General features: G+C 54.7%; 31 protein-coding genes. 1 reads left to right on the forward strand and 30 read right to left on the reverse strand.

Annotation, left to right across the window (positions count from 1 at the left end):
* Positions 1–3 precede the first annotated feature (3 nt).
* The 13 genes from DDY07_RS05245 to DDY07_RS05305 form a co-directional block, all read right to left on the reverse strand.
* Positions 4–1,140 carry a P22 phage major capsid protein family protein gene (locus DDY07_RS05245; RefSeq protein ID WP_171695071.1) on the reverse strand — a complete coding sequence of 379 codons (1,137 nt, stop codon included), beginning with the start codon at positions 1,138–1,140 and terminating at the stop codon, positions 4–6.
* 44 nt (positions 1,141–1,184) lie between these two features.
* A complete protein-coding gene (locus DDY07_RS05250) occupies positions 1,185–1,808 on the reverse strand; it encodes a hypothetical protein (protein ID WP_171695072.1) in 624 nt (207 codons plus the stop codon).
* 239 nt (positions 1,809–2,047) lie between these two features.
* Entirely contained in the window at positions 2,048–3,199 is a 1,152-nt protein-coding gene (locus tag DDY07_RS05255; RefSeq protein WP_171695073.1) for a hypothetical protein, read from the reverse strand.
* Positions 3,196–4,509, reverse strand: coding sequence for a hypothetical protein (locus DDY07_RS05260; protein WP_171695074.1), 1,314 nt, complete (start codon positions 4,507–4,509; stop codon positions 3,196–3,198). Before DDY07_RS05260 ends, DDY07_RS05255 begins: the two co-directional genes overlap by 4 nt.
* A complete protein-coding gene (locus tag DDY07_RS05265) occupies positions 4,500–5,876 on the reverse strand; it encodes a terminase family protein (protein ID WP_171695075.1) in 1,377 nt (458 codons plus the stop codon). The genes DDY07_RS05260 and DDY07_RS05265 overlap by 10 nt, the downstream gene beginning before the upstream one ends.
* The gene (locus DDY07_RS05270; protein ID WP_171695076.1) at positions 5,876–6,430 is read right to left on the reverse strand and encodes a phage protein Gp27 family protein; all 555 of its coding nucleotides are present in this window, start codon (positions 6,428–6,430) and stop codon (positions 5,876–5,878) included. The genes DDY07_RS05265 and DDY07_RS05270 overlap by 1 nt, the downstream gene beginning before the upstream one ends.
* Complete coding sequence (locus tag DDY07_RS05275; protein ID WP_171695077.1) at positions 6,430–6,723, reverse strand: hypothetical protein; 294 nt, start codon at positions 6,721–6,723, stop codon at positions 6,430–6,432. The genes DDY07_RS05270 and DDY07_RS05275 overlap by 1 nt, the downstream gene beginning before the upstream one ends.
* Before the next feature lie 2 nt (positions 6,724–6,725).
* Positions 6,726–6,998 carry a hypothetical protein gene (locus tag DDY07_RS05280; RefSeq protein ID WP_171695078.1) on the reverse strand — a complete coding sequence of 91 codons (273 nt, stop codon included), beginning with the start codon at positions 6,996–6,998 and terminating at the stop codon, positions 6,726–6,728.
* Positions 6,995–7,354 (reverse strand): hypothetical protein, encoded by a 360-nt coding sequence (locus tag DDY07_RS05285; protein ID WP_171695079.1) that lies wholly within the window; start codon positions 7,352–7,354, stop codon positions 6,995–6,997. Before DDY07_RS05285 ends, DDY07_RS05280 begins: the two co-directional genes overlap by 4 nt.
* Positions 7,355–7,356: 2 nt before the next feature.
* Positions 7,357–7,560: a hypothetical protein gene (locus tag DDY07_RS05290; protein WP_171695080.1), complete on the reverse strand. Its 204-nt coding sequence runs from the start codon at positions 7,558–7,560 to the stop codon at positions 7,357–7,359.
* 60 nt (positions 7,561–7,620) lie between these two features.
* Positions 7,621–8,169 (reverse strand): hypothetical protein, encoded by a 549-nt coding sequence (locus DDY07_RS05295; protein ID WP_171695081.1) that lies wholly within the window; start codon positions 8,167–8,169, stop codon positions 7,621–7,623.
* Positions 8,154–8,423 carry a hypothetical protein gene (locus DDY07_RS05300; protein WP_171695082.1) on the reverse strand — a complete coding sequence of 90 codons (270 nt, stop codon included), beginning with the start codon at positions 8,421–8,423 and terminating at the stop codon, positions 8,154–8,156. Before DDY07_RS05300 ends, DDY07_RS05295 begins: the two co-directional genes overlap by 16 nt.
* Entirely contained in the window at positions 8,420–8,974 is a 555-nt protein-coding gene (locus DDY07_RS05305) for a lysozyme (protein WP_171695083.1), read from the reverse strand. The genes DDY07_RS05300 and DDY07_RS05305 overlap by 4 nt, the downstream gene beginning before the upstream one ends.
* Positions 8,975–9,104: 130 nt before the next feature.
* On the opposite strand from DDY07_RS05305, the gene DDY07_RS05310 reads away from it, so the two are divergent.
* Positions 9,105–9,671, forward strand: a complete 567-nt coding sequence (locus tag DDY07_RS05310) for a hypothetical protein (RefSeq protein ID WP_171695084.1) — start codon at positions 9,105–9,107, stop codon at positions 9,669–9,671.
* Between the two features lie 3 nt (positions 9,672–9,674).
* Here the strand turns inward: DDY07_RS05310 and DDY07_RS05315 are convergent, their stop codons facing one another.
* The 17 genes from DDY07_RS05315 to DDY07_RS05395 all read right to left on the reverse strand — a co-directional run bounded on the left by DDY07_RS05315 (position 9,675) and on the right by DDY07_RS05395 (position 16,946).
* Entirely contained in the window at positions 9,675–9,869 is a 195-nt protein-coding gene (locus DDY07_RS05315; RefSeq protein ID WP_171695085.1) for a ribbon-helix-helix domain-containing protein, read from the reverse strand.
* Entirely contained in the window at positions 9,869–10,054 is a 186-nt protein-coding gene (locus tag DDY07_RS05320; protein WP_171695086.1) for a hypothetical protein, read from the reverse strand. Before DDY07_RS05320 ends, DDY07_RS05315 begins: the two co-directional genes overlap by 1 nt.
* Before the next feature lie 83 nt (positions 10,055–10,137).
* Positions 10,138–10,506 carry a hypothetical protein gene (locus DDY07_RS05325; RefSeq protein ID WP_171695087.1) on the reverse strand — a complete coding sequence of 123 codons (369 nt, stop codon included), beginning with the start codon at positions 10,504–10,506 and terminating at the stop codon, positions 10,138–10,140.
* A gap of 118 nt (positions 10,507–10,624) precedes the next feature.
* Positions 10,625–10,816 carry a hypothetical protein gene (locus DDY07_RS05330; RefSeq protein WP_171695088.1) on the reverse strand — a complete coding sequence of 64 codons (192 nt, stop codon included), beginning with the start codon at positions 10,814–10,816 and terminating at the stop codon, positions 10,625–10,627.
* Complete coding sequence (locus DDY07_RS05335; RefSeq protein ID WP_171695089.1) at positions 10,813–11,445, reverse strand: BRO family protein; 633 nt, start codon at positions 11,443–11,445, stop codon at positions 10,813–10,815. The genes DDY07_RS05330 and DDY07_RS05335 overlap by 4 nt, the downstream gene beginning before the upstream one ends.
* A 288-nt stretch (positions 11,446–11,733) precedes the next feature.
* On the reverse strand, positions 11,734–12,084 hold the full coding sequence (locus DDY07_RS05340) for a hypothetical protein (RefSeq protein WP_171695090.1): 351 nt from the start codon (positions 12,082–12,084) through the stop codon (positions 11,734–11,736).
* A gap of 92 nt (positions 12,085–12,176) precedes the next feature.
* On the reverse strand, positions 12,177–12,452 hold the full coding sequence (locus tag DDY07_RS05345; RefSeq protein WP_171695091.1) for an HU family DNA-binding protein: 276 nt from the start codon (positions 12,450–12,452) through the stop codon (positions 12,177–12,179).
* Between the two features lie 30 nt (positions 12,453–12,482).
* The gene (locus tag DDY07_RS05350) at positions 12,483–12,896 is read right to left on the reverse strand and encodes a Mor transcription activator family protein (RefSeq protein ID WP_171695092.1); all 414 of its coding nucleotides are present in this window, start codon (positions 12,894–12,896) and stop codon (positions 12,483–12,485) included.
* 2 nt (positions 12,897–12,898) lie between these two features.
* Entirely contained in the window at positions 12,899–13,402 is a 504-nt protein-coding gene (locus DDY07_RS05355) for a hypothetical protein (RefSeq protein WP_171695093.1), read from the reverse strand.
* Positions 13,389–13,862, reverse strand: coding sequence for a hypothetical protein (locus DDY07_RS05360; RefSeq protein WP_171695094.1), 474 nt, complete (start codon positions 13,860–13,862; stop codon positions 13,389–13,391). The genes DDY07_RS05355 and DDY07_RS05360 overlap by 14 nt, the downstream gene beginning before the upstream one ends.
* A complete protein-coding gene (locus tag DDY07_RS05365; RefSeq protein WP_171695095.1) occupies positions 13,849–14,319 on the reverse strand; it encodes a gp16 family protein in 471 nt (156 codons plus the stop codon). The genes DDY07_RS05360 and DDY07_RS05365 overlap by 14 nt, the downstream gene beginning before the upstream one ends.
* Positions 14,316–14,495 (reverse strand): hypothetical protein, encoded by a 180-nt coding sequence (locus DDY07_RS05370; protein WP_171695096.1) that lies wholly within the window; start codon positions 14,493–14,495, stop codon positions 14,316–14,318. The genes DDY07_RS05365 and DDY07_RS05370 overlap by 4 nt, the downstream gene beginning before the upstream one ends.
* Positions 14,496–14,497: 2 nt before the next feature.
* On the reverse strand, positions 14,498–15,121 hold the full coding sequence (locus tag DDY07_RS05375; protein WP_171695097.1) for a DUF3164 family protein: 624 nt from the start codon (positions 15,119–15,121) through the stop codon (positions 14,498–14,500).
* A complete protein-coding gene (gene rdgC, locus DDY07_RS05380; protein ID WP_171695098.1) occupies positions 15,118–16,026 on the reverse strand; it encodes a recombination-associated protein RdgC in 909 nt (302 codons plus the stop codon). Before rdgC ends, DDY07_RS05375 begins: the two co-directional genes overlap by 4 nt.
* Positions 16,023–16,487 (reverse strand): hypothetical protein, encoded by a 465-nt coding sequence (locus DDY07_RS05385; protein WP_171695099.1) that lies wholly within the window; start codon positions 16,485–16,487, stop codon positions 16,023–16,025. Before DDY07_RS05385 ends, rdgC begins: the two co-directional genes overlap by 4 nt.
* Positions 16,480–16,728, reverse strand: a complete 249-nt coding sequence (locus tag DDY07_RS05390; RefSeq protein ID WP_171695100.1) for a hypothetical protein — start codon at positions 16,726–16,728, stop codon at positions 16,480–16,482. Before DDY07_RS05390 ends, DDY07_RS05385 begins: the two co-directional genes overlap by 8 nt.
* Positions 16,728–16,946: a hypothetical protein gene (locus DDY07_RS05395; protein WP_171695101.1), complete on the reverse strand. Its 219-nt coding sequence runs from the start codon at positions 16,944–16,946 to the stop codon at positions 16,728–16,730. The genes DDY07_RS05390 and DDY07_RS05395 overlap by 1 nt, the downstream gene beginning before the upstream one ends.
* Between the last annotated feature and the right edge of the window lie 3 nt (positions 16,947–16,949).

Here is a 16,949-nt window from a genome sequence, read left to right on the forward strand (position 1 = left end):
GGCTTAACCCAACAACGTGGCAGTATGCGCGGGGTTGAAATTGGCCGCGCCCCAGCAAATCGCTACCTCGTACTGCACTTGCTTGTATTGTGCATACACCGAGATTTCAAAAGTTAAGCCGCTCATAGGATCGGTCAGCGAGAAGCGGTCCGATGCGGAATCGCCGCCTTCAGGCAAGGCCGGTGTCCGGGTTGCCAACACAATCGCCGAGCGGCTAAACGCCAGATTAGCCGCATAACTGTTGCCGACGGTGATAGCGGTGTTGTCCGCCACTACCGAGCGCAAGCCGGGCTCATTCAGCGCCAGGGAGCCGCCGCTTAATGCGGTGCCGACGATGTGTTTATCGTTGTTGCCGTTAAAGGTGATCACGTCGCCGGCCAAGATGGTGCCGGTGCCGGTATCGGCGGCAATGGTAGTCGCGCCGCTGGCATAGCCCGCGCCGTTGTTCACCAGGTAACTGGCACCGGTGCCTTTGGTGTGATTTTTAACCTGCGCGGATTCGCGAATCTGCATGCCATGCACATCCAGCAACACGCCTTGACGCTGCATCGTATCCGAGCCGGCTTGCTGCGCTTGGGTTTGTTTGCCACGGAATACCGCGCCCGCTGTGGTATTAATCACAAGCTGTAGATCGGATGTCGGCGCGCCGTTATCAATCAGGATTTGCCGCACGAACGATGCGTCGGAATAATCGCCGGCCGTCGCAAACGGCGTGGTGCCTGCCGCGCCATAAGCGCGCGACGAGGTTTTATACAAAGCGGCAATGTCCGCCTCGATCTCGTTGCACAAAGTACGCATGGCTTGCGCAAAACGTTGTGCCCGCACGGTCAATACGCCGGGACCGGTATTCAAGCCCAGCGACTCTTCGCCGGTAAAGCGAACAGGCACACGCCGAGCCTTGGAAATGGTGATGGTTTTGTTGCCGATGTTAGCGTCACCATCATCCGGCGGCGTAACGCCTGGGGTAATGTCGGATGCAGACGCAGCCGGCGCAACAGGCGCGCGAACAGTTTGGCCCACGGCAGCGCGGGCCACGTCGGCGTCCAACGTCACGGCGGGGATAAAACCGACCTGTTCGCGCGAGACCACGGCCAGCGCGGCGTACATGTCGGGGATTAAATTGGTTAAGGTATTAGGCATGATAGGTTCCTAAAAATCTGAAAAGGGACGCTTAAACGACTCGCTTAAACGACTTTGCCGCCGTCGGCGATGAATTTGGAACGGGCGGCATGGTCTAGCGCCTCAAACTCCGCGCGGGTATGAGTTTTAGCGCCGCCCTGCGCATTTTGCGGCGCACCGGAACCGGTGCCGCCTTGGGCTTTTGCCAAAAACGGCTTGGCCTCAAGTAATGCCTTGACCGCATCCGCAACCGGCTTGCCGTCGATGGTGACATTACCGGCGTCGTCCACTTTGGCTTTGCCGGCCAGCAGGTCTTTGACGGTGGCCGGGTCAACTGCTTCCGCAGACGCCGCCAACAGCGCATTGCTGATGGCCGCGCCTTCGAATTTAGTTTTGTAGGTGTTGGCTTCGGCGGCTTTGGCATCGGCCAATTCTTGCAACTTGCCCTGGGCTTGCAATTGGGCCTCGGTCAAAGACTTGATGCTTTTATGACCGGTGGCTTTTTCCAGCTCCTCAGCATGCTCGGAGTCTCGCTTGGCTAATGCCGCGTTGATTTGGGCCTGCACATCCACAACCGGCGCGGGAGCACCCGCGCCGGACTGGCTCGCAGAGGTTGGGGTGTTGGTGGGCGCGCCGCCGCCGGATTGGCCGGCATCGTCGCTGCGTAATACATGACGGACTTTAAACATGTTCGTGATCCTGTGTCGGATAGTGAAAATTGAATTCGACGACAGGATACGAAGCGCAGCTTTGCATCAGTATGCGAAGCGCTTCGGAAGGGATGGATTTAGGAAGGTTTGCCGATTGGCGGAGAATTTATACCACGACTTTAATCGTGCGTGCCGTTTCTGGCGAATTTAACGGGGGTTTAACGGGGGGTAGTGCCTTTTTCAGATACGACGAATGCGGCTCCGTCAATTTTTGGCGCTTAAATCGCTTTATTTTCGATTTCAGCTTGCGAGAGCAATCCCAAGCCATCGGGCCGGATCAATTTATCGACGGACAGGCCTTTTTCAATCGCCTTAGCCGCCCAATCCGGCAACACGTCCTGTTGTTTTTCTGGGGACAGGTTACGCAACCAGTCTGCATAATTCTTGTCGCCACGCTCCATTACCGGCGATACGCGCGGAATCAGTAGGCACATACAGTGCGGGTGGGCTTTAGTTTTGGGCACAGTGTCTTTGGTAAACACGCCTTTGCCCAGGCCCATGTCGATGCTGGCGTAATAGTCGCAAATGTCGGTTACCGGATGGCTGGCCGATAGCCGCCATTGGTAGCCGATGATATGAGGCTGATCAATGGAGCTTTCGATCACGGCGCGATGACCGGCGTTTGCCATCTCGGTGCGGGCGATGCGCTTCAGGTTGTATAGCTGCTTGTCGTATGTCCACCACTTCACGGCTTTATCCAGCAACTCTTCGCGGCCTTTTTCCACGGCCTTTTGCATTTCGGATAACACCCGCTCGGCGGCGGATCGGCTGCCGGTGGCTTTTAGGCCGTCGATAATTTCGCGGGCATTTTCAACTGCTGCATTCCAGTCGGCGCGGGCGGCCGGATCGTGGATCAACTCCAGCGCGGCGCTGTGTAATTCGGCTACCCAATCGTCGATGTGCTCGGAGACGATCTTAAAGCGCTGGTCGCCGGCAGATCGCTCGATGGTGCGCTGCATGTCCATGGCAATGCTATCGACCGCTTTGCCGGCGCGGATGCCGTCTTGCAGCACTTGGGCTACACCGTCGCGGGTGGCATTGTCCCACTTCCACAGGCGATCACTTAGGGTTAAGCCATCCGGCCATTGCTGCTTAAACGACTGCTCGGCCAGCTTCAGTACAGCTTCCGATTGCATGGGTTGCTGTGTCGCCGTGGCGGCTGCCTTACTGATTCCTAAGCCAATAGCGGCCTTCATCGCGTCTATGTACTTGCTCATCACATCCTCCGTTTCCGGCGTTAAAACATAGCCGGTTTTGCGGAGTTGTTTAACCAGTGCCTCAATAAATTTGAGGGTGTCGCCTTGAATTTCGCCTTCTAGCTTGAGAACTTCGCGGGCTAATTGGCGGTAGAGTGCGGGGTAATCGGTCATTGGCCGGCTTGCTGGGCAATCCGGTCGCCATAGGTGTCGCCCTGTGCGTCAATGTCCTTATCAATCGCCGTCATGGTGCTGGGCGCGGTGTCGTTTGCCAGGATTTGTTTTGCCAGGCGTTTTTTGATGGCTTTATCAAACTCCGGCCCCATACCCAACGTTACCGAATCCATAGCGATGTTGATGGCCGTTTGCAGATCGGACAGGTTAAAGTCTTTGGGATAGGCGATATTGCCGGTGAATTGCTTGTCTTGCCAGGCATAGACCAGGCCGGCGATTTCCACTTCCGCCGCTTCGCAGTTTTCCGCCATGTCGCCCAAGGTGCTGTTGCATTCTTGGAAGTGAAACGACAGCGCGACGCCGCTTTGCTGCACGCCGCCGACAAACTCCAGGTTAGCCACGCGGTAAATGTCGGTCACTGTATTGGCGATTTGCTCCATGTACAGCTGCACTGGATCGGGCGGTGGCGCTAAAAACTTGGGCTCGCCGCCCCCGGCCGGGTTGTAGGTCAGCGCGTTTTCGGTGCTGATGGTCATGTCTTTCAAGCGTTGGCGCTCGTTATCGTCCGCGACCGGCAGGGCCAGAATGGCAAAGGTTTGCGCGCGAAACAGCTCGCGCATCTCCGAGCGGGCGTTATACAAATCCCAATTTAGGCCGGCCAGATCGTAGAAGAAGCTTTGCGCGGCGCTGTCGGTAGGGTTGAGCGGTTTGGCAATATGCAAGCGCACCACCGGCACGCGGCCAATGCTGTATTCGCCTTGCTCGATCACGTCGCTGCCGTCTTGCTCTTTGCTCAAGCGCCAACCGGTGGTGGTGTAGGTGCGATAGCGGGTTTCCTTGCCATCCAGTTCGCTAAACGTCACCGAAGTCCAGGTGCCGGCGGCGTCCTTAGTTTCCGCAACCAGCTGGCTTTTTAAGCGCAAGGCCATATACGGCATGGCTTGATCGGCGCGGGTTTGGCCCTGGGTTTTGGGCTTGTCGACAATTACGTACACGGTGCCCAGGATCATAGCCAAACGCTGGTAACTGCTCAGCAATGTATCCAGCTTGCCGCCCGCGCCGTCGGCATTGGTGGCAAATTTGGAATACAACTCGTCGCTTTCGCGGGTGGGGGTTTGTTTCCACAAAAAGCCCATCATCACATTGACGATCTTGCGGCTAAAGTTGGGGTACACCGCCAACTCTTTGCGGCGAGCCAGCTTTTCTGTGGTTTCGCGTGGGTGCGGGATGAGATACGCGCCGTTGGCAAAACCGCCCTGGCCGCTGTAGGCATCAAGCAGGAATTGATCGGATGTGCGGTCTATAGCCATTTCAACCTCATCGGAGTGTAAGCAGATCCCGCTGCGCCGTTGCTAGCGGCGCTTACGCCCAGGGCGAGTGCCCAAAAGCGGTCGGCGTGGCCGTTTTCGGAACGCTCAGCGGTAAAGCGGATATTCCCGGCCAGCGTGGTGACTTTGGTCACGGCGCGCAAATCGGCACGGATAGCGGGTTTGTAAGGAATGCGCAGCTTTTGATCTTCCATCGCACCGCGCACGGGATAAGCCAATTCTTCTTTGACGCGATTGGTAAACGTGACGGCCTCGACACGGTATTGACCAAACTGCTTTTGCGCGTCGTCCGCCCAGCCAATCCCCAAGCCCGTCGCGTCAATGCATGTGCGCTCCATCAAGGCCATGATCGGCCACAGCACTTTTTCTTGATCAGGCTTGCTCATGTTCTGCAACTCAATCACGGCGCGGGTGTAGAGCACATCGCCCAGCAGCTCCAGCACCCACAGCACGGTTAAGTCTTTCTTGCGGCCAATATCCAGCCCAGCGAACAGTTGCGCGCCACGGCGTTTAGCTTCAGCCAAATCCACTTCCCATTCGTCTTTCTCGCTGTACTCACAGCGGGCAATCAGGTCGTATTCCAGGAAGGCAGAATCGTCGTCGGCTGGCTCGCACATGTACTCTTGCAGGAACGATTCTTCATCGGCGCAACCGGCCTTGATAAAGTCGAAATAGGCCGCTTCGTCCATTTCGTGGACTTCGTGCTCTTTCGGCAGGGCCTTTTGCAGTTTCCACAAAAAGCCGGCATCCAGCGCATCTTGCAGCGTGACGCGGTGCAGGCTGATGTTCTTTGGGTTGTTATGCTCGCGGACTTCGCGAATCAACTGGTTAAAAAAGTTGTGACTGCCCCGGTGGGTGCTGATGATCTCCATCGAGCCGCCCCAGGTAATACCGGGATACGCGATGCTCCACAGCTTGCGTGGATCGGGATGCAAGGCAAATTCGTCCAGGATACGCCCGCCGCGCTTACCGGCCTGAGCATCCGGGTTGGATGACATACTGTGTATGCGCTTGCCGCTGGCAAACTCCAACACGTAGGCTGTTAACTTGGTTTTTTCGTCAATCACGCGCTCGCCCAAGTCTTCGGCGGCAATGGCGAGAATATTGGCGAATAGTTTGCAGTCTTCAATAAACAAACGGGCTTGCAGATCGTCGCGGCTGGATACCCATTGATCCCACTTTTGCCCGACCATCGCGGTACGCTCGGCGGCTTTGTAGGCCGTAGACCAGCTGATACCAATCTGCCGGGATTTCTCCATCAGCTTTAGCCGCGCGTCGTCCTTGATCCAGCGTTCCTGGAACGGCAGGAAGATGGCGTCGGGGTTGGCGGGGATAATCTTGGCGGACATTACGCCGCCATGCCTAACGCTTCGCGAATCCGTGCCACCCCGGCTTCCGATACGCCTTCGGCTTTGGCGGCGGCGCTGGCAGCTTGGGCCGCTTCTTCGCGGGCCTTACGTTGGGCCTCGGCCTCAAATTCTTTTTTCCATTTAGCTGAACCAATGGCACTTCGACCGATATCGGCGATAGCTCGACCCAACTTAGGCACAATGGCGGCTTTGTCGGCGGCGTCCCAGCCTTGCATCTCCTCAAGCACATCCATAATCTGATCGATAGCCACCATTTCAGAAGCTTCCAGCAGAGCGGCTTTGCCTTCATTGCTCATACCTCCCATGGCTTTGGCGATTTCCACACGTTCCCGAGCGCGGTTGATGGATTTCTGCATAGCCGCCTGCAATTCAGAGCCATGGCGATGCACAGCTGAGCGGCTAATTTGATAGCCTTGCTCGGATAACCAAGCGGATAAACCGGCATAATCGCTAAAGCCGCTGTCTATAAGCTTGCCGTTCAGCAGGTTTAACAGATCATCGGGTAAGGTGGTGATGGCACTACGGGGAGGCATTACTTAGGCTCCGGCCGCGCCACACCCGGCACCGTGCTTAAGCCTTGCCGCACATCGCCGCCCTTGGCCGTCAGCGTGGCAAACCAGACGCCGCCGGGTTGATTGGCTAGCACCAAGCCTTGTTCGTGCAACCATTGCAGATCGGCGCGCAGGCTATCGGTGCCAACGGCCTGGGCTTGGCGGGCTAGTTCGTTTTTTATATCGACTTCATGCGCGGTATAGGTGGCGACATTGTTCAATATCTCTAAAATCGTTAACCGTCGGTGTGCGGTCATGTGTTGGCTATAGTCCATTGTTACCTCACTAGGTTGGTATGTTTCTCGATGCCGTGATGCCGCCATTCCACGCGGCGCACACCAAAGGCGCGAAGCTTGTGTTGCAGCTCTCGCCGGTCTTGATGGCTGATAGATGCTTCCAGGCCTTCCAGACGGGCGACGCCTAAATCGTTGATCAGCACGACGATGTGATACAGATAGGCATCAGTCATTTCGTGCAGCGGCTTATCCACGTTCACCGAGTTAACAAAGCCACGGGCGTGCAGCATTAGCGGGGCGACATGTACGCTCATGATTTATGATCCCGCCAAAATGTATCCATGCGTGATGTCAGCTTTTCCACGCTGACCAGCGTGGCTTGCACCGCAGATATAGCTGCTGTTAATCCCGCTACGGAGTCCGATACCTTGCGGATTTCCCGGTATACATCCGCCAGGTTGTCGTGTGTTGGCTGCTTTTCCACGACCGCTTCCATACGTACTATTCGTCCGGCGTGAGCGTCCAAACGCTGGTCTATCCGCTCTTCAAGCTGGGATATGCGTAGATGGGTTTTATCGTTTTTACGGTCCAGATACAGCCAAATGCCAAACGCACCCACCATAATTTTGTAAACAACATCCAGCCACTCGGCAAATTGTCCAATGCCCATAATCACTCCTTAAACGTTACCGGCACGCGCGTGATGATGCGCAAATAGATATTGGCCACCGACACCGCGCACATGTAAAACAGATAACCGCCGTCCGGCAGGTAATCGCGCACCAAATGCAGGTTGCTCTCCAGCAACGGCAATACGGCGGCCGCCACGTTGAACCAAAAGGTTTTACTGCCCAGAATGTGTTTGGCGTTATCCATCGGTTTTTCCTGTCAAAAAAGAGCCGAGGCAAAGCCCCGGCTTTGAGTGTCCGCCATTTTTTAAGAGGTGGCGGCTGCGCTGCTGTCGGTAGCGTTTTCGTTAGCGGCGTCGGCGCTGGGCTCGTCGCTGCGTAAAATGTCGGTGATGGTTAGGTCAAAGTGATCGGCCTCGGTATCACCGTCATACACTTCAAACTCGAATGACTGGGTAATGCTCCTAATGCCGTCGCCCAAGTCCGCGTCACCGCTGACGGTTAAGGTAGCCAAGCCTTTGCCGACCACCTTGACCAAAAACTGACCGTCGCCCACTGGCGTGACCAGCAACACGTTCGGATCGGAAGAGACGATGCTAATAGCGCCGTCGATGGCTGCGGATGCGCCGGCATAGGTTAAGGCCAGTGCAGTGACGATAAATTGGGTAACTAGCGAACTAATGCGTTTCATTTCGTGAGGTTCCATAGTGATGATGTAATCCGCAAAGACCGTGCGTAGGGCAATACGGGTGGGTTTTTCTCCGGAATATTTGTACTCAAGGAACAATATCCAGAAAAACAGGATAAAAACGGCAGTAACCAAACTGCCGAAAACGTGAATCAAAAATTCAAACAAGGCTCTGTACTCCGCACAAAGCGCAGATAGTCGCGGTGCGAGATACCGCTGTTCATTAAATCCAGATGGCTGCTGTTTTTACGCAAAACCGCATCCGAGTAACGGGCCAATGCCCGGTCTAACTGATCGGAATAAAAGCGCACATCCTTTCTTGCAACTTCAAGACGATGCCGGGCGCGGGCAAATTCTTGACCCGACAAAGCGGCATCTATCTCAGCGACAGCCACTATTTGCATTAACGGGTTTTGTTTCATACAGGCTTCTCAAATAAGGCGCGCTCGGCGGCGCGGCGTTTTACTAAACCGGGCAATGGGGCTTTTTTGCCGTCAATAGTCCCCATCACCCAACGGTCGAACTCGGCAGCAGCGCCGGCAAAGTCTCGGGCATGCAGCTTGTGGCGTAGCGCAGATTGCGCGTAGCGGCCTTGGCCGATGTTGAAAATCAGCGAGACCAGCGCATCGAATTGGTTTTGATTAATCAGGACAGGCGTAACAGAGCGCAGAAACAGCGCGGTTTGCTCGACATCGCGATACAGCAGTTCTTTGACCTTGTCCTTGCTAGTGGTCAACACCACTTGCGCCTCTTGCGTGAGGATGCGGCGGCTTTGGCATTCGTCCACGATGCGGGCCAGCGTGCCGGCGTCGACACGGAACAACCCGAAATCCCACTTTGGCAAAATCACATGACCGCAGCCGATGGTTAGGCGATTGGCCGGGCACAGATACGCCTGTTGGCGCATGCCTTCGAACTGGGTAATCAGTTCGATTGCGGCCTCGGTGGCGTCATGGGGGTTGTCGGTGTTCATGGCATCTCGCTCGAAAGTGATGGCGAGAGTTTAAGGAACAGGGGGAAAGCGACGTATGTGAACTGCTTCGGATGGCAGCGATGTGGGGGGCGGGGACAATGCGCAGCACCATCCCTTTTTTGAGCCTACCATGAAAACACTTTTAAAAACCAGCGGCAGAATTTTGCAATGGTTGCTGTATCTGATTGTTCACCTGGCCATCGTCATCGCCCGCTATCCGCTGGCACCGATTGCCGTGGTGTTTTTTACCAGCAATGACCGGCGAGACCTGCTGTTTCCGTTTACCTGGCTAGGCACCATCGATAACGACCTGGCCGGCGACAGCGGCTGGCAAACCGAACATATCATGCCCGGCAGTGACCCACTGAGTACCTGGAACCGCATCAAATGGTTATGGCGCAACGGTGGCAACCGATTGAATTACCAACTGCTGGGCTGCCCCGATAGCGTGTTATTCCGGCTTAAATATGACTGGTTGCAAGACAGGGACTGGTTGTGGCTGCGCCCAGACGGCTATTGGATGCTTCGGGCTTATATCCCTTTCAGAGATGTAGTGATATTTGAAAACGGCCAATTTTGCTGGCGGCTCACTAAACGCTATCTGAACCTATTTTGGGGCTGGTCGTTATTCGGGCCGATTGACGGAGGTTGTAAATTTACGTTTACCACCCGCATTAAAAGCGCCAAGCCCGCATAAATCCTATTGCTGGTTTTCCAGCGCCTGCCTAATCGCGCACTCGATAAACCGGTTTTTCCCTCGACCAAATTCATCCAGCGCCTTGAGCAAATCCGGGGGTAGGCGGATGGTCAGGGACTGTTTGGCGGTCGGTTTTGTGGTGCCGACCTTCCGGCCGGCGCCTTCGCGGTTGCCGCCTCTTTTTTCCGTGCCGTCCATCAATCGACGCCCGGCACGCCGAGATAGCGCTCTAGCTGTTGATACAAATCAAAATCGGCGTTAGTCAGCATCGACGGCCCGCGCGGCCGCTTATAGTCGCTGAAATCGGCAAAGTCCGAAAACAGCTGGGTGAGTTGCTCGGCTAGAGCGGTGATGCGCTCGCGGTATTCTTGTTCCGTTGACATATTTTTGAACTCGGCTATAGTTGGCCTCGGGATCGCCGAGGCCTTATTGAAGCATGCTCTATGCAATAGCGACTAAGTAACGATTAGTCGTTTTCCTCGGCGATCTCGATATCCAATATGTCTGCCACGCCATCCACATCGCCCGAGAAAGTCAGAACCAATTCTCCGCCGGTATAAATCAGCACCCAATACTGATTTTTTTGGTCGGAAAATACGCCGATATTGTCTCCAGATCCTTCGATTGCGTGCCACCATCTAGCATCTGTCGATTCATCGTCAAGCGCTATGCCATTGGCTAGCATGTGTTCGTCGTCAAGATATTCGGACGGAATAGTAATGGCCGTTGTTTCTGCGTCTGCAATTAGTTTGTTTATTTGTTCAATTGTACATGCGCTCATTTCGTTCTCCTGATTAACACGGGTGCCGCCTGGTCGGTTATGGATGCTTTCCACGGTTTTAATGATACGCTATTTTTGATTAATTGCAATACAAATAATCAAAATAATGTGATTTAATCCACAAAAAAGGCCGGTTAAACCGGCCTTGAAAGTGTTTAAGTTTTACGAAAAGTTAACGCGGCCAAGTCTGGTTTAACTGGTTACGGGCGGCGATTAACTCTTCGGCCAGATAGGCCAGCAGCATGGCTTGCTTCTCGCGGTTGACCACGTGCAGGTCTTTTTCCGGTATCAGCAGGTCACCGACCGCCTCAATGCAACAGGCGATGCGGTCGATACGATCCAACGCATTTAGGGCGGGGTTCATGCTAACCCCTCATTGGCGGCCAAGTCGCCATCTTTGTGCGCATGAAAAATGACTTGGCGCACGTTGACCCGCGTAATACCCAGCTCTTCCGATATTTCGGCACGAGTAAAACCTTGTTTTATCCGCTCGCAAATCAACTCGTATTGTTTCTTTTTAGCGGTTTTCTCGTATTGCTTGAGCTCATCTACCGTCAAAATGACCTGAGCCTTGCTCAATTTGCGGGAAGCATCACGCAGCATGGTTTCGCAGGCTTGTAACTGCGCCAACGTCAACGGTTGGTCTAAATTGGGGATAACCTGATAGCTGCCGGTTTTGCGGATCGCCGGCAAGACATCATGCGTTACCCAGCGCTTGAAGGCTTTTGCGGCGGGCTTTTTGCTCGTGAGGATGGCGCTGTATAGGCCGGATTCGTTGATGCAGATAATCCCTCTGCCGCCGGTATCTGGCCCCAAACCGCCGATTTGGCGGTTTGACTTTTCGTCCTCATCCAACCGGCCGGTCATCTTATGAGCGTCACTGTATTCGAGGATTTCCGCGACGTGTTTGGCGATAAACCAAGGCTCGCCGATGGCATCGACAATAACTTGCAGTTGATGGGTATGGAATTGGAAAGCTTGAAGTGAATTCATGATGGTTTCCCGTGAAAGTTGAAAACCGACACCATGACGCCAATCAGGGTGCCGGACTGAACAGGTTGGCGTACCGGTCACAGGGTCCGGCCCGTCTTGCGACGGCCTGCCCAGCCCGACATGACTGTAGAGCTTGAGCAAAAGACACAAAAAAACCGCTCAACGCGGTTAATTGAGCCTGCGAATCCGAGACGCCAATCCCGAGCACTGGATTTTGCCAGTGCCCGATTAGGTTAGCCCCTCGGTTTGAGAGTTGTCAAGAAATGCTTTACTACTGAATTTAACGATTTATTGTTTTGGCGGAAGGATGTTCTTTTCGCCGTTGCAATGGTAATACTCCGCCAACATGCTGCCTTCCACATTACGCGAATAGTTGCCGGTAAACGGATTGGTGGTCGCCCGTTCGTCTTTGGAGACTTGGCCGATGACTACGGTATTAGCGCCAAACGTGGTAGCCCGCTGCTTGTACCAGTCGTAACATTCCAGCCCCGCTCTCGCGCATGTTTCCTGCATTTTGTAAGTGCAATTGTCCGGGGTTTTTTCTTCCAACCGCACATATTGCCAGTTTGGGTATCGATAGTTGGTACTGCACCCACCGGCCAATAAACAGATTGTTGCCAATATCACTTTGCTTTTCATACGTGCTCCTTTGTTAAAAATGGCCGAATTATCGGCGGAAAAGGTTAAAGACAAAAGCCCCAGGCTTGCCCTGGGGCGCTTGGCTTTAAGCTTTAAGCAGCCACCGCATCCTTCAAAGCCTTGGCGGCTTTCAGCTTGATGCGTTTGCCTGCGGGGATGTCGATCTCTGCGCCGGTTTGCGGGTTGCGGCCTTTGCGGGCTGCGGTTTCCACGACGCTGATGGTGCCAATTTCATGCAGGGTGATACTGCCGTGGATATGCAACTCTGCGGCAATCACATCGGCCAGGCCGCGAAGGGCCATATCGGCATCGGTTTTATGGATACCGGTGTTGTCGCTGATGGTTCTGACTAGATCACGGTGGTTCATAGTGGATTACTCCGGTTTGTTAAAAAATGGTTAATCGTCGAATAGGTCGAAATTAAGCGCGGCCGGTACGGCTTGGCCGACGATGGTGATGATTTGCCGCTCGGTCAGGCCGTATTTACGGCACAAGGCAAAGTTACCCATGCCGTTGCTGCGGTCATGACGGATGCGCTCATTACGCATGGCCAGCATGGCCGCGTGGGCTTTGGGGATTTGATACACCGTGGCCCCGCCAAACATCTCGCAAAACTTCGCGGCCAATTCCATGCCCAGCAACTCGGCAAGGCGGTGGTCGGGCGTAACGTTTACCGGCACGGTTAAATGCCCGCCGCCGTAGGCCCGCCAGATCAGCCACATAGTTTCCTCGCCACAATACTCGGCGATTTGCAGCAGGCTATCGGGTAGCAGGTGTTTGGGCAGCAGGTGTTTGGGCAGCGGGGTGTTCATGGCTATTGGGCCTCCTGGATTTGTTGTTGCAGGGTGTCTATTTTGATTTGCAGGTCGGTCAGCGCTTCCAGGCTGTTTTCGCTGGGGGCTTGCTGATGTTTGGCTTCCAGCTTGGCAAAGTCGTCTTTCAACTCCCGCAGCTGAAATGTCGCGCCGAGTAAAAACTTGATCTTGGCGCGGTTGGCGGCGGCTTTGGCTTCCGGGTATTCCGGCGCCGGTAGTTGGTCGTCCGGATAGATGCGCGACGGCAACAACAAGCGCAATTCAGACGGGCTAGGCCAGCGGCGTGACTGGCTGGCCAACTGGGTAAACGCCGTCCGCAGCCGTGGCCGGTCTAGCGTTTCTTCCCAGGTAATCGGCCAGTTTTTCGCGACGTGATACCAAACCCCGGCCGTGTGCTTGACCGTCTCCGCGCTGGGTCCGCCTTCCAAGTGCAGCACCACCAGCCCCATCAAGCCCTTGCTGATCGCCTGGCGTAACCATTCGATGTCGTTAGCTGTTTCCATTGCCGAAATCCTCCAACGCTTGCAAGGCTTGCGCGGTTTTGCTGGTTTTTTTGTTGGCGCCGTAAACCGTCAAGCCGTCGACGTGGTCCTTATTGGCCTGGCCGGCACCGATGTCGGCTTTAAAGCCATGACAATCACCCAGCACCTTGCGCAGATAGTTGTGGTTGCTCAACGGATCGCCGCCCTTGGCGCGGATTTGCTCTACAGTGATACGCATGGCCTCGGCCAGCGCCGGCAGCGATTCCGACAACGCCAAGACTTCTTTCGCCATTCGCAAGGCTCTATCGCTTGCCAGGTCGCGGGTATGAGAGCGGAACAAGCCCAAGTAACCCACCAGCGCAAAGCCGGTTTCACCATCGAGTTTGGCGAGGATGCCCAACAGCTCGCGGCCGGCTTCGTCCTGGGCCATGGCGTCCAGGCTAATGCGGGTGTGGCAGACGGGGCATCTATTCAGTTGCATCGGTTTTCCGTCCTTCCCGCTTGGCATTCTTCACCAGCGCCGCAATAATCCCGCTCAGCTCATCGTGGTCGCAGAACTCCAGGGCGTCTTTTTTGTACATGCGCTTTGCCATGGCGTGGGCGTATTCCCACGGCCGTTTGGCTTCGGCCAACAGCGCCTCGATCTTGCTCAGCTTGGCGTTGCGGTCGGAACCGCTCGGTAGGTTATTGGGCTTGCGGCCGTGCTTTTTCTTACTGACAAACACCACGCCGGCTTTCTCAAGGTGCCGTAGCACCTTGTTCAAGCCTTCGTTAGTCAAATCCTTGCTGGATTTAACGCCGCCGATGGTCAGCAGCATGGCGCGGTAGGTTTCATCGTCCATGCCAAGCTGCTTTTTGCCCAGGTGGATTTTTCCCAGCGCGGCATAGCGCTGGGCTTTATGTTTTGGGTTGGTATGGGTGTGCGGTTGATTGCTCATGCCTCACCGCCTTGCAATTCCAGCTCTAACTGATCGGCTTCAGCATCCGCTAGACGCGCTTTTTGCTGTTCACTGAAATAGACCTCATAACGTGGCGATTGCTTGGCCTGCTCGAAATGATGTTGGGCAATGCTGCGCAATTCGGCAATACGTTTCGTAGTAGCGTATTTGCTCATGACTACAACCCCGCAATATCCATAGTGATTTGCCGATACTGGTTGGTATCGCCAATCCGCTCATACATGCGCAAATATTCGCTAGTAGAAGTCACTTGAATGGAATCCTTCAGGGCGTCCATAGCCTCTTTCCACTTGGGATGCTCGATCTTGACGCGCATCAAGCCGAAGATGCGGCCTGTGTTGATCTTGCCTTGGCGGTCGGCCTGGAAAGCGTGTTCGACCAGCACCTTGATTTCGGTATTGCTATTGGCCGTCCATTCGTGAATACACTCGTCGATCAGAGTTTTAGCGACTTGCAGACGCTCATCAAATGCCAAAGCATCGCTAACGGCCAGCAGCACTTTATATTTGCCGTCGTAACTGACCAGGGACAGATTGCCTTTCTTGCCGCCCCATTTCACGCCATATTGCTCGGCAGACAGCTCACAAAACGCGGCGATATCGGCCAGCACTTGGTGCTTCCATGTACGCATCTGTTCTTGCAGCAATAAGCCGCCCTTGACGATAGTTTTAACGGTGTCATCCCGCAGCAGGTCGATTTTCTTGATGCCGTCTTCCGGCACTAAGCGGCCAAAGCTATCGGCCCGGTAGCCCGGTGGTAATAGTGTTGTTGGCGTATTCATGCGGCTTTCTCCTGATCGGCAGCGGGTTCTTTGTATTCGAATAAGGTCAACAGCTGCTGGCAGGCGTTGGCTAGCCATAGCAGTTCGGTCGAGGCTTGGTGTTGAAATTGGTCGATACCGTCGTCGGCGTCGTATTCGTCATCTTGCGGATGAAAGAAAATGCCTTTTTTGACAAACTTTTCGTTTAAGCGGAAATGCACGTCTTTGTTGCCGATTTCTAATTCAGTGACTTTGTAGCCTTGCTCTAAGGCTTCGATTAAGCCCAGCTTGGATTCCTGGATTTCCAGGGCTTTAACCGAAAGGGCGGTGCCATTCTCGCCTTTCAATTTACAGACGCCGCCGATTTCAAAGCCGGCCAAACCATCGCCGCCATCCAACAGGCTTTTTAGCTTGGCTGTCAGGCCGTTGCTGATACCGCTGATATAGATGGTGGTTGCCTTGATGCTGCCCACGGCGTGAACCAGGCGGTTACTTAATACATCCGCCAGGGCTTTACTGGCGGTGGCAACCACCAACAGCCGGTCTTTCGGACGATAAAACGCGGCTACGTGGCGGCTTTGGCTCAGCGCCTTTTTGACCAGGTCGTTGTACACATCGTCTCTAACCCGCAATACTTCTTTGAATGGCAGCTTTTCACCGCGTTCAGTCTCTATTTCGTTTACGCGTTTATTGACCTCGGTACCAATTACCGATGTAGGCAGAATCTTTTCATCGAAACGCAACCGAAAGCAGTAGCCATCCGGAAACGGAAACACGTAGCGGTCGTCTTTAACCGGCACAAAGCCGGCTATGGAAAACTCCGCCTCGCCCAGTTCGCGGAAGGGATGCTCGGCCAGGTGTTTTTCCAGCGTGGCCGCTGCCGGCAGGTCGCATTTGTAGGTAATGGCGTTTTTAATCAGGCTCATACTGTCCTCTCAATAATTTTGGTTTGGGGTTCGTTGTAGCCGCGTTGGTCTTGCATCCAATCCGGCACGATGGTGATAATCAAGCGCTTGCCGGGTTTGTAGCATTGGCGGGCGGCTATCTTTTTCAAGGCAATGCGGTTGCGCTGCGTTGGCCCGACATAGGCGCCGGTTATAAACAGACGGCAGGCGGCATTGAAACGCTGGTCCGTTTCGTTTGATTGGCCGGCCCGCGCTTGGGAGCCGGCGATGCTGACTTCCTTTTTAACGTCTCGATTTTTGCACCACGCTAAAATCTGTTTACGCGAATAGCGCCGGAAATTACCGGCCTGACCGGGTACGGATTGCGTTTTGGGGAAGCCGGGCAAGTACGGAATCGCTTTGCTGAGCATGTGTTTATTCACGTCCATCAGCTCGGCTACCTCGGCTTGGGATAGATGCTCGGGGAGTTTTGCTTTAGTCATGCCACATCGCTCCGGCCAGCATCACCATGCCGAAAAACATCAGCACGAATATCACGACCATACCCAGACGATAGCGGCATACCTGTTTCGCCAGGGCGTCTATCACCGCGCAGGCGGGTTGATGGCGGGCGGCTTCGCCTTTTGCCTCGAAGCCCGTCGCTAACAGAGCACAGCTGAAAAACCCTACTGCGTAACCGAAGCACGCCACTAACACCGCAATAATGATTGTGAGCATGTCCATCACAGGCCTCCGGTTTTCATAATGCCGACTATCGCCAGGATGATGATGACCACCACGGTTTCGACGTGGTCCATCAGCGTGTAGCCTTGCGCGGCTCGTTTAGCCAATTGGCTAATTGCTGCGTCGCGAGTGGCGCGCTGCGCTTGTTTGCGGTCATGTTCAGTCAGGATGGCGATGTAATCGTCAACCGTGGCGCGTTTGCGTTTGATTGTTGGCATGCT

This window comes from Methylomonas sp. ZR1 (assembly GCF_013141865.1).
Classification (GTDB): Bacteria; Pseudomonadota; Gammaproteobacteria; order Methylococcales; family Methylomonadaceae; genus Methylomonas.

Excerpts from the sequence above, each read along its gene's own strand:
- DDY07_RS05245 (WP_171695071.1), bottom strand. The coding sequence starts at position 1,140 with ATGCCTAATACCTTAACCAATTTAATCCCCGACATGTACGCCGCGCTG.
- DDY07_RS05250 (WP_171695072.1), bottom strand. The coding sequence starts at position 1,808 with ATGTTTAAAGTCCGTCATGTATTACGCAGCGACGATGCCGGCCAATCC.
- DDY07_RS05255 (WP_171695073.1), bottom strand. The coding sequence starts at position 3,199 with ATGACCGATTACCCCGCACTCTACCGCCAATTAGCCCGCGAAGTTCTC.
- DDY07_RS05260 (WP_171695074.1), bottom strand. The coding sequence starts at position 4,509 with ATGGCTATAGACCGCACATCCGATCAATTCCTGCTTGATGCCTACAGC.
- DDY07_RS05265 (WP_171695075.1), bottom strand. The coding sequence starts at position 5,876 with ATGTCCGCCAAGATTATCCCCGCCAACCCCGACGCCATCTTCCTGCCG.
- DDY07_RS05270 (WP_171695076.1), bottom strand. The coding sequence starts at position 6,430 with ATGCCTCCCCGTAGTGCCATCACCACCTTACCCGATGATCTGTTAAAC.
- DDY07_RS05275 (WP_171695077.1), bottom strand. The coding sequence starts at position 6,723 with ATGGACTATAGCCAACACATGACCGCACACCGACGGTTAACGATTTTA.
- DDY07_RS05280 (WP_171695078.1), bottom strand. The coding sequence starts at position 6,998 with ATGAGCGTACATGTCGCCCCGCTAATGCTGCACGCCCGTGGCTTTGTT.
- DDY07_RS05285 (WP_171695079.1), bottom strand. The coding sequence starts at position 7,354 with ATGGGCATTGGACAATTTGCCGAGTGGCTGGATGTTGTTTACAAAATT.
- DDY07_RS05290 (WP_171695080.1), bottom strand. The coding sequence starts at position 7,560 with ATGGATAACGCCAAACACATTCTGGGCAGTAAAACCTTTTGGTTCAAC.
- DDY07_RS05300 (WP_171695082.1), bottom strand. The coding sequence starts at position 8,423 with ATGAAACAAAACCCGTTAATGCAAATAGTGGCTGTCGCTGAGATAGAT.
- DDY07_RS05305 (WP_171695083.1), bottom strand. The coding sequence starts at position 8,974 with ATGAACACCGACAACCCCCATGACGCCACCGAGGCCGCAATCGAACTG.
- DDY07_RS05310 (WP_171695084.1), top strand. The coding sequence starts at position 9,105 with ATGAAAACACTTTTAAAAACCAGCGGCAGAATTTTGCAATGGTTGCTG.
- DDY07_RS05315 (WP_171695085.1), bottom strand. The coding sequence starts at position 9,869 with ATGGACGGCACGGAAAAAAGAGGCGGCAACCGCGAAGGCGCCGGCCGG.
- DDY07_RS05320 (WP_171695086.1), bottom strand. The coding sequence starts at position 10,054 with ATGTCAACGGAACAAGAATACCGCGAGCGCATCACCGCTCTAGCCGAG.
- DDY07_RS05330 (WP_171695088.1), bottom strand. The coding sequence starts at position 10,816 with ATGAACCCCGCCCTAAATGCGTTGGATCGTATCGACCGCATCGCCTGT.
- DDY07_RS05335 (WP_171695089.1), bottom strand. The coding sequence starts at position 11,445 with ATGAATTCACTTCAAGCTTTCCAATTCCATACCCATCAACTGCAAGTT.
- DDY07_RS05340 (WP_171695090.1), bottom strand. The coding sequence starts at position 12,084 with ATGAAAAGCAAAGTGATATTGGCAACAATCTGTTTATTGGCCGGTGGG.
- DDY07_RS05345 (WP_171695091.1), bottom strand. The coding sequence starts at position 12,452 with ATGAACCACCGTGATCTAGTCAGAACCATCAGCGACAACACCGGTATC.
- DDY07_RS05350 (WP_171695092.1), bottom strand. The coding sequence starts at position 12,896 with ATGAACACCCCGCTGCCCAAACACCTGCTGCCCAAACACCTGCTACCC.
- DDY07_RS05355 (WP_171695093.1), bottom strand. The coding sequence starts at position 13,402 with ATGGAAACAGCTAACGACATCGAATGGTTACGCCAGGCGATCAGCAAG.
- DDY07_RS05360 (WP_171695094.1), bottom strand. The coding sequence starts at position 13,862 with ATGCAACTGAATAGATGCCCCGTCTGCCACACCCGCATTAGCCTGGAC.
- DDY07_RS05365 (WP_171695095.1), bottom strand. The coding sequence starts at position 14,319 with ATGAGCAATCAACCGCACACCCATACCAACCCAAAACATAAAGCCCAG.
- DDY07_RS05370 (WP_171695096.1), bottom strand. The coding sequence starts at position 14,495 with ATGAGCAAATACGCTACTACGAAACGTATTGCCGAATTGCGCAGCATT.
- DDY07_RS05375 (WP_171695097.1), bottom strand. The coding sequence starts at position 15,121 with ATGAATACGCCAACAACACTATTACCACCGGGCTACCGGGCCGATAGC.
- rdgC (WP_171695098.1), bottom strand. The coding sequence starts at position 16,026 with ATGAGCCTGATTAAAAACGCCATTACCTACAAATGCGACCTGCCGGCA.
- DDY07_RS05385 (WP_171695099.1), bottom strand. The coding sequence starts at position 16,487 with ATGACTAAAGCAAAACTCCCCGAGCATCTATCCCAAGCCGAGGTAGCC.
- DDY07_RS05390 (WP_171695100.1), bottom strand. The coding sequence starts at position 16,728 with ATGGACATGCTCACAATCATTATTGCGGTGTTAGTGGCGTGCTTCGGT.
- DDY07_RS05395 (WP_171695101.1), bottom strand. The coding sequence starts at position 16,946 with ATGCCAACAATCAAACGCAAACGCGCCACGGTTGACGATTACATCGCC.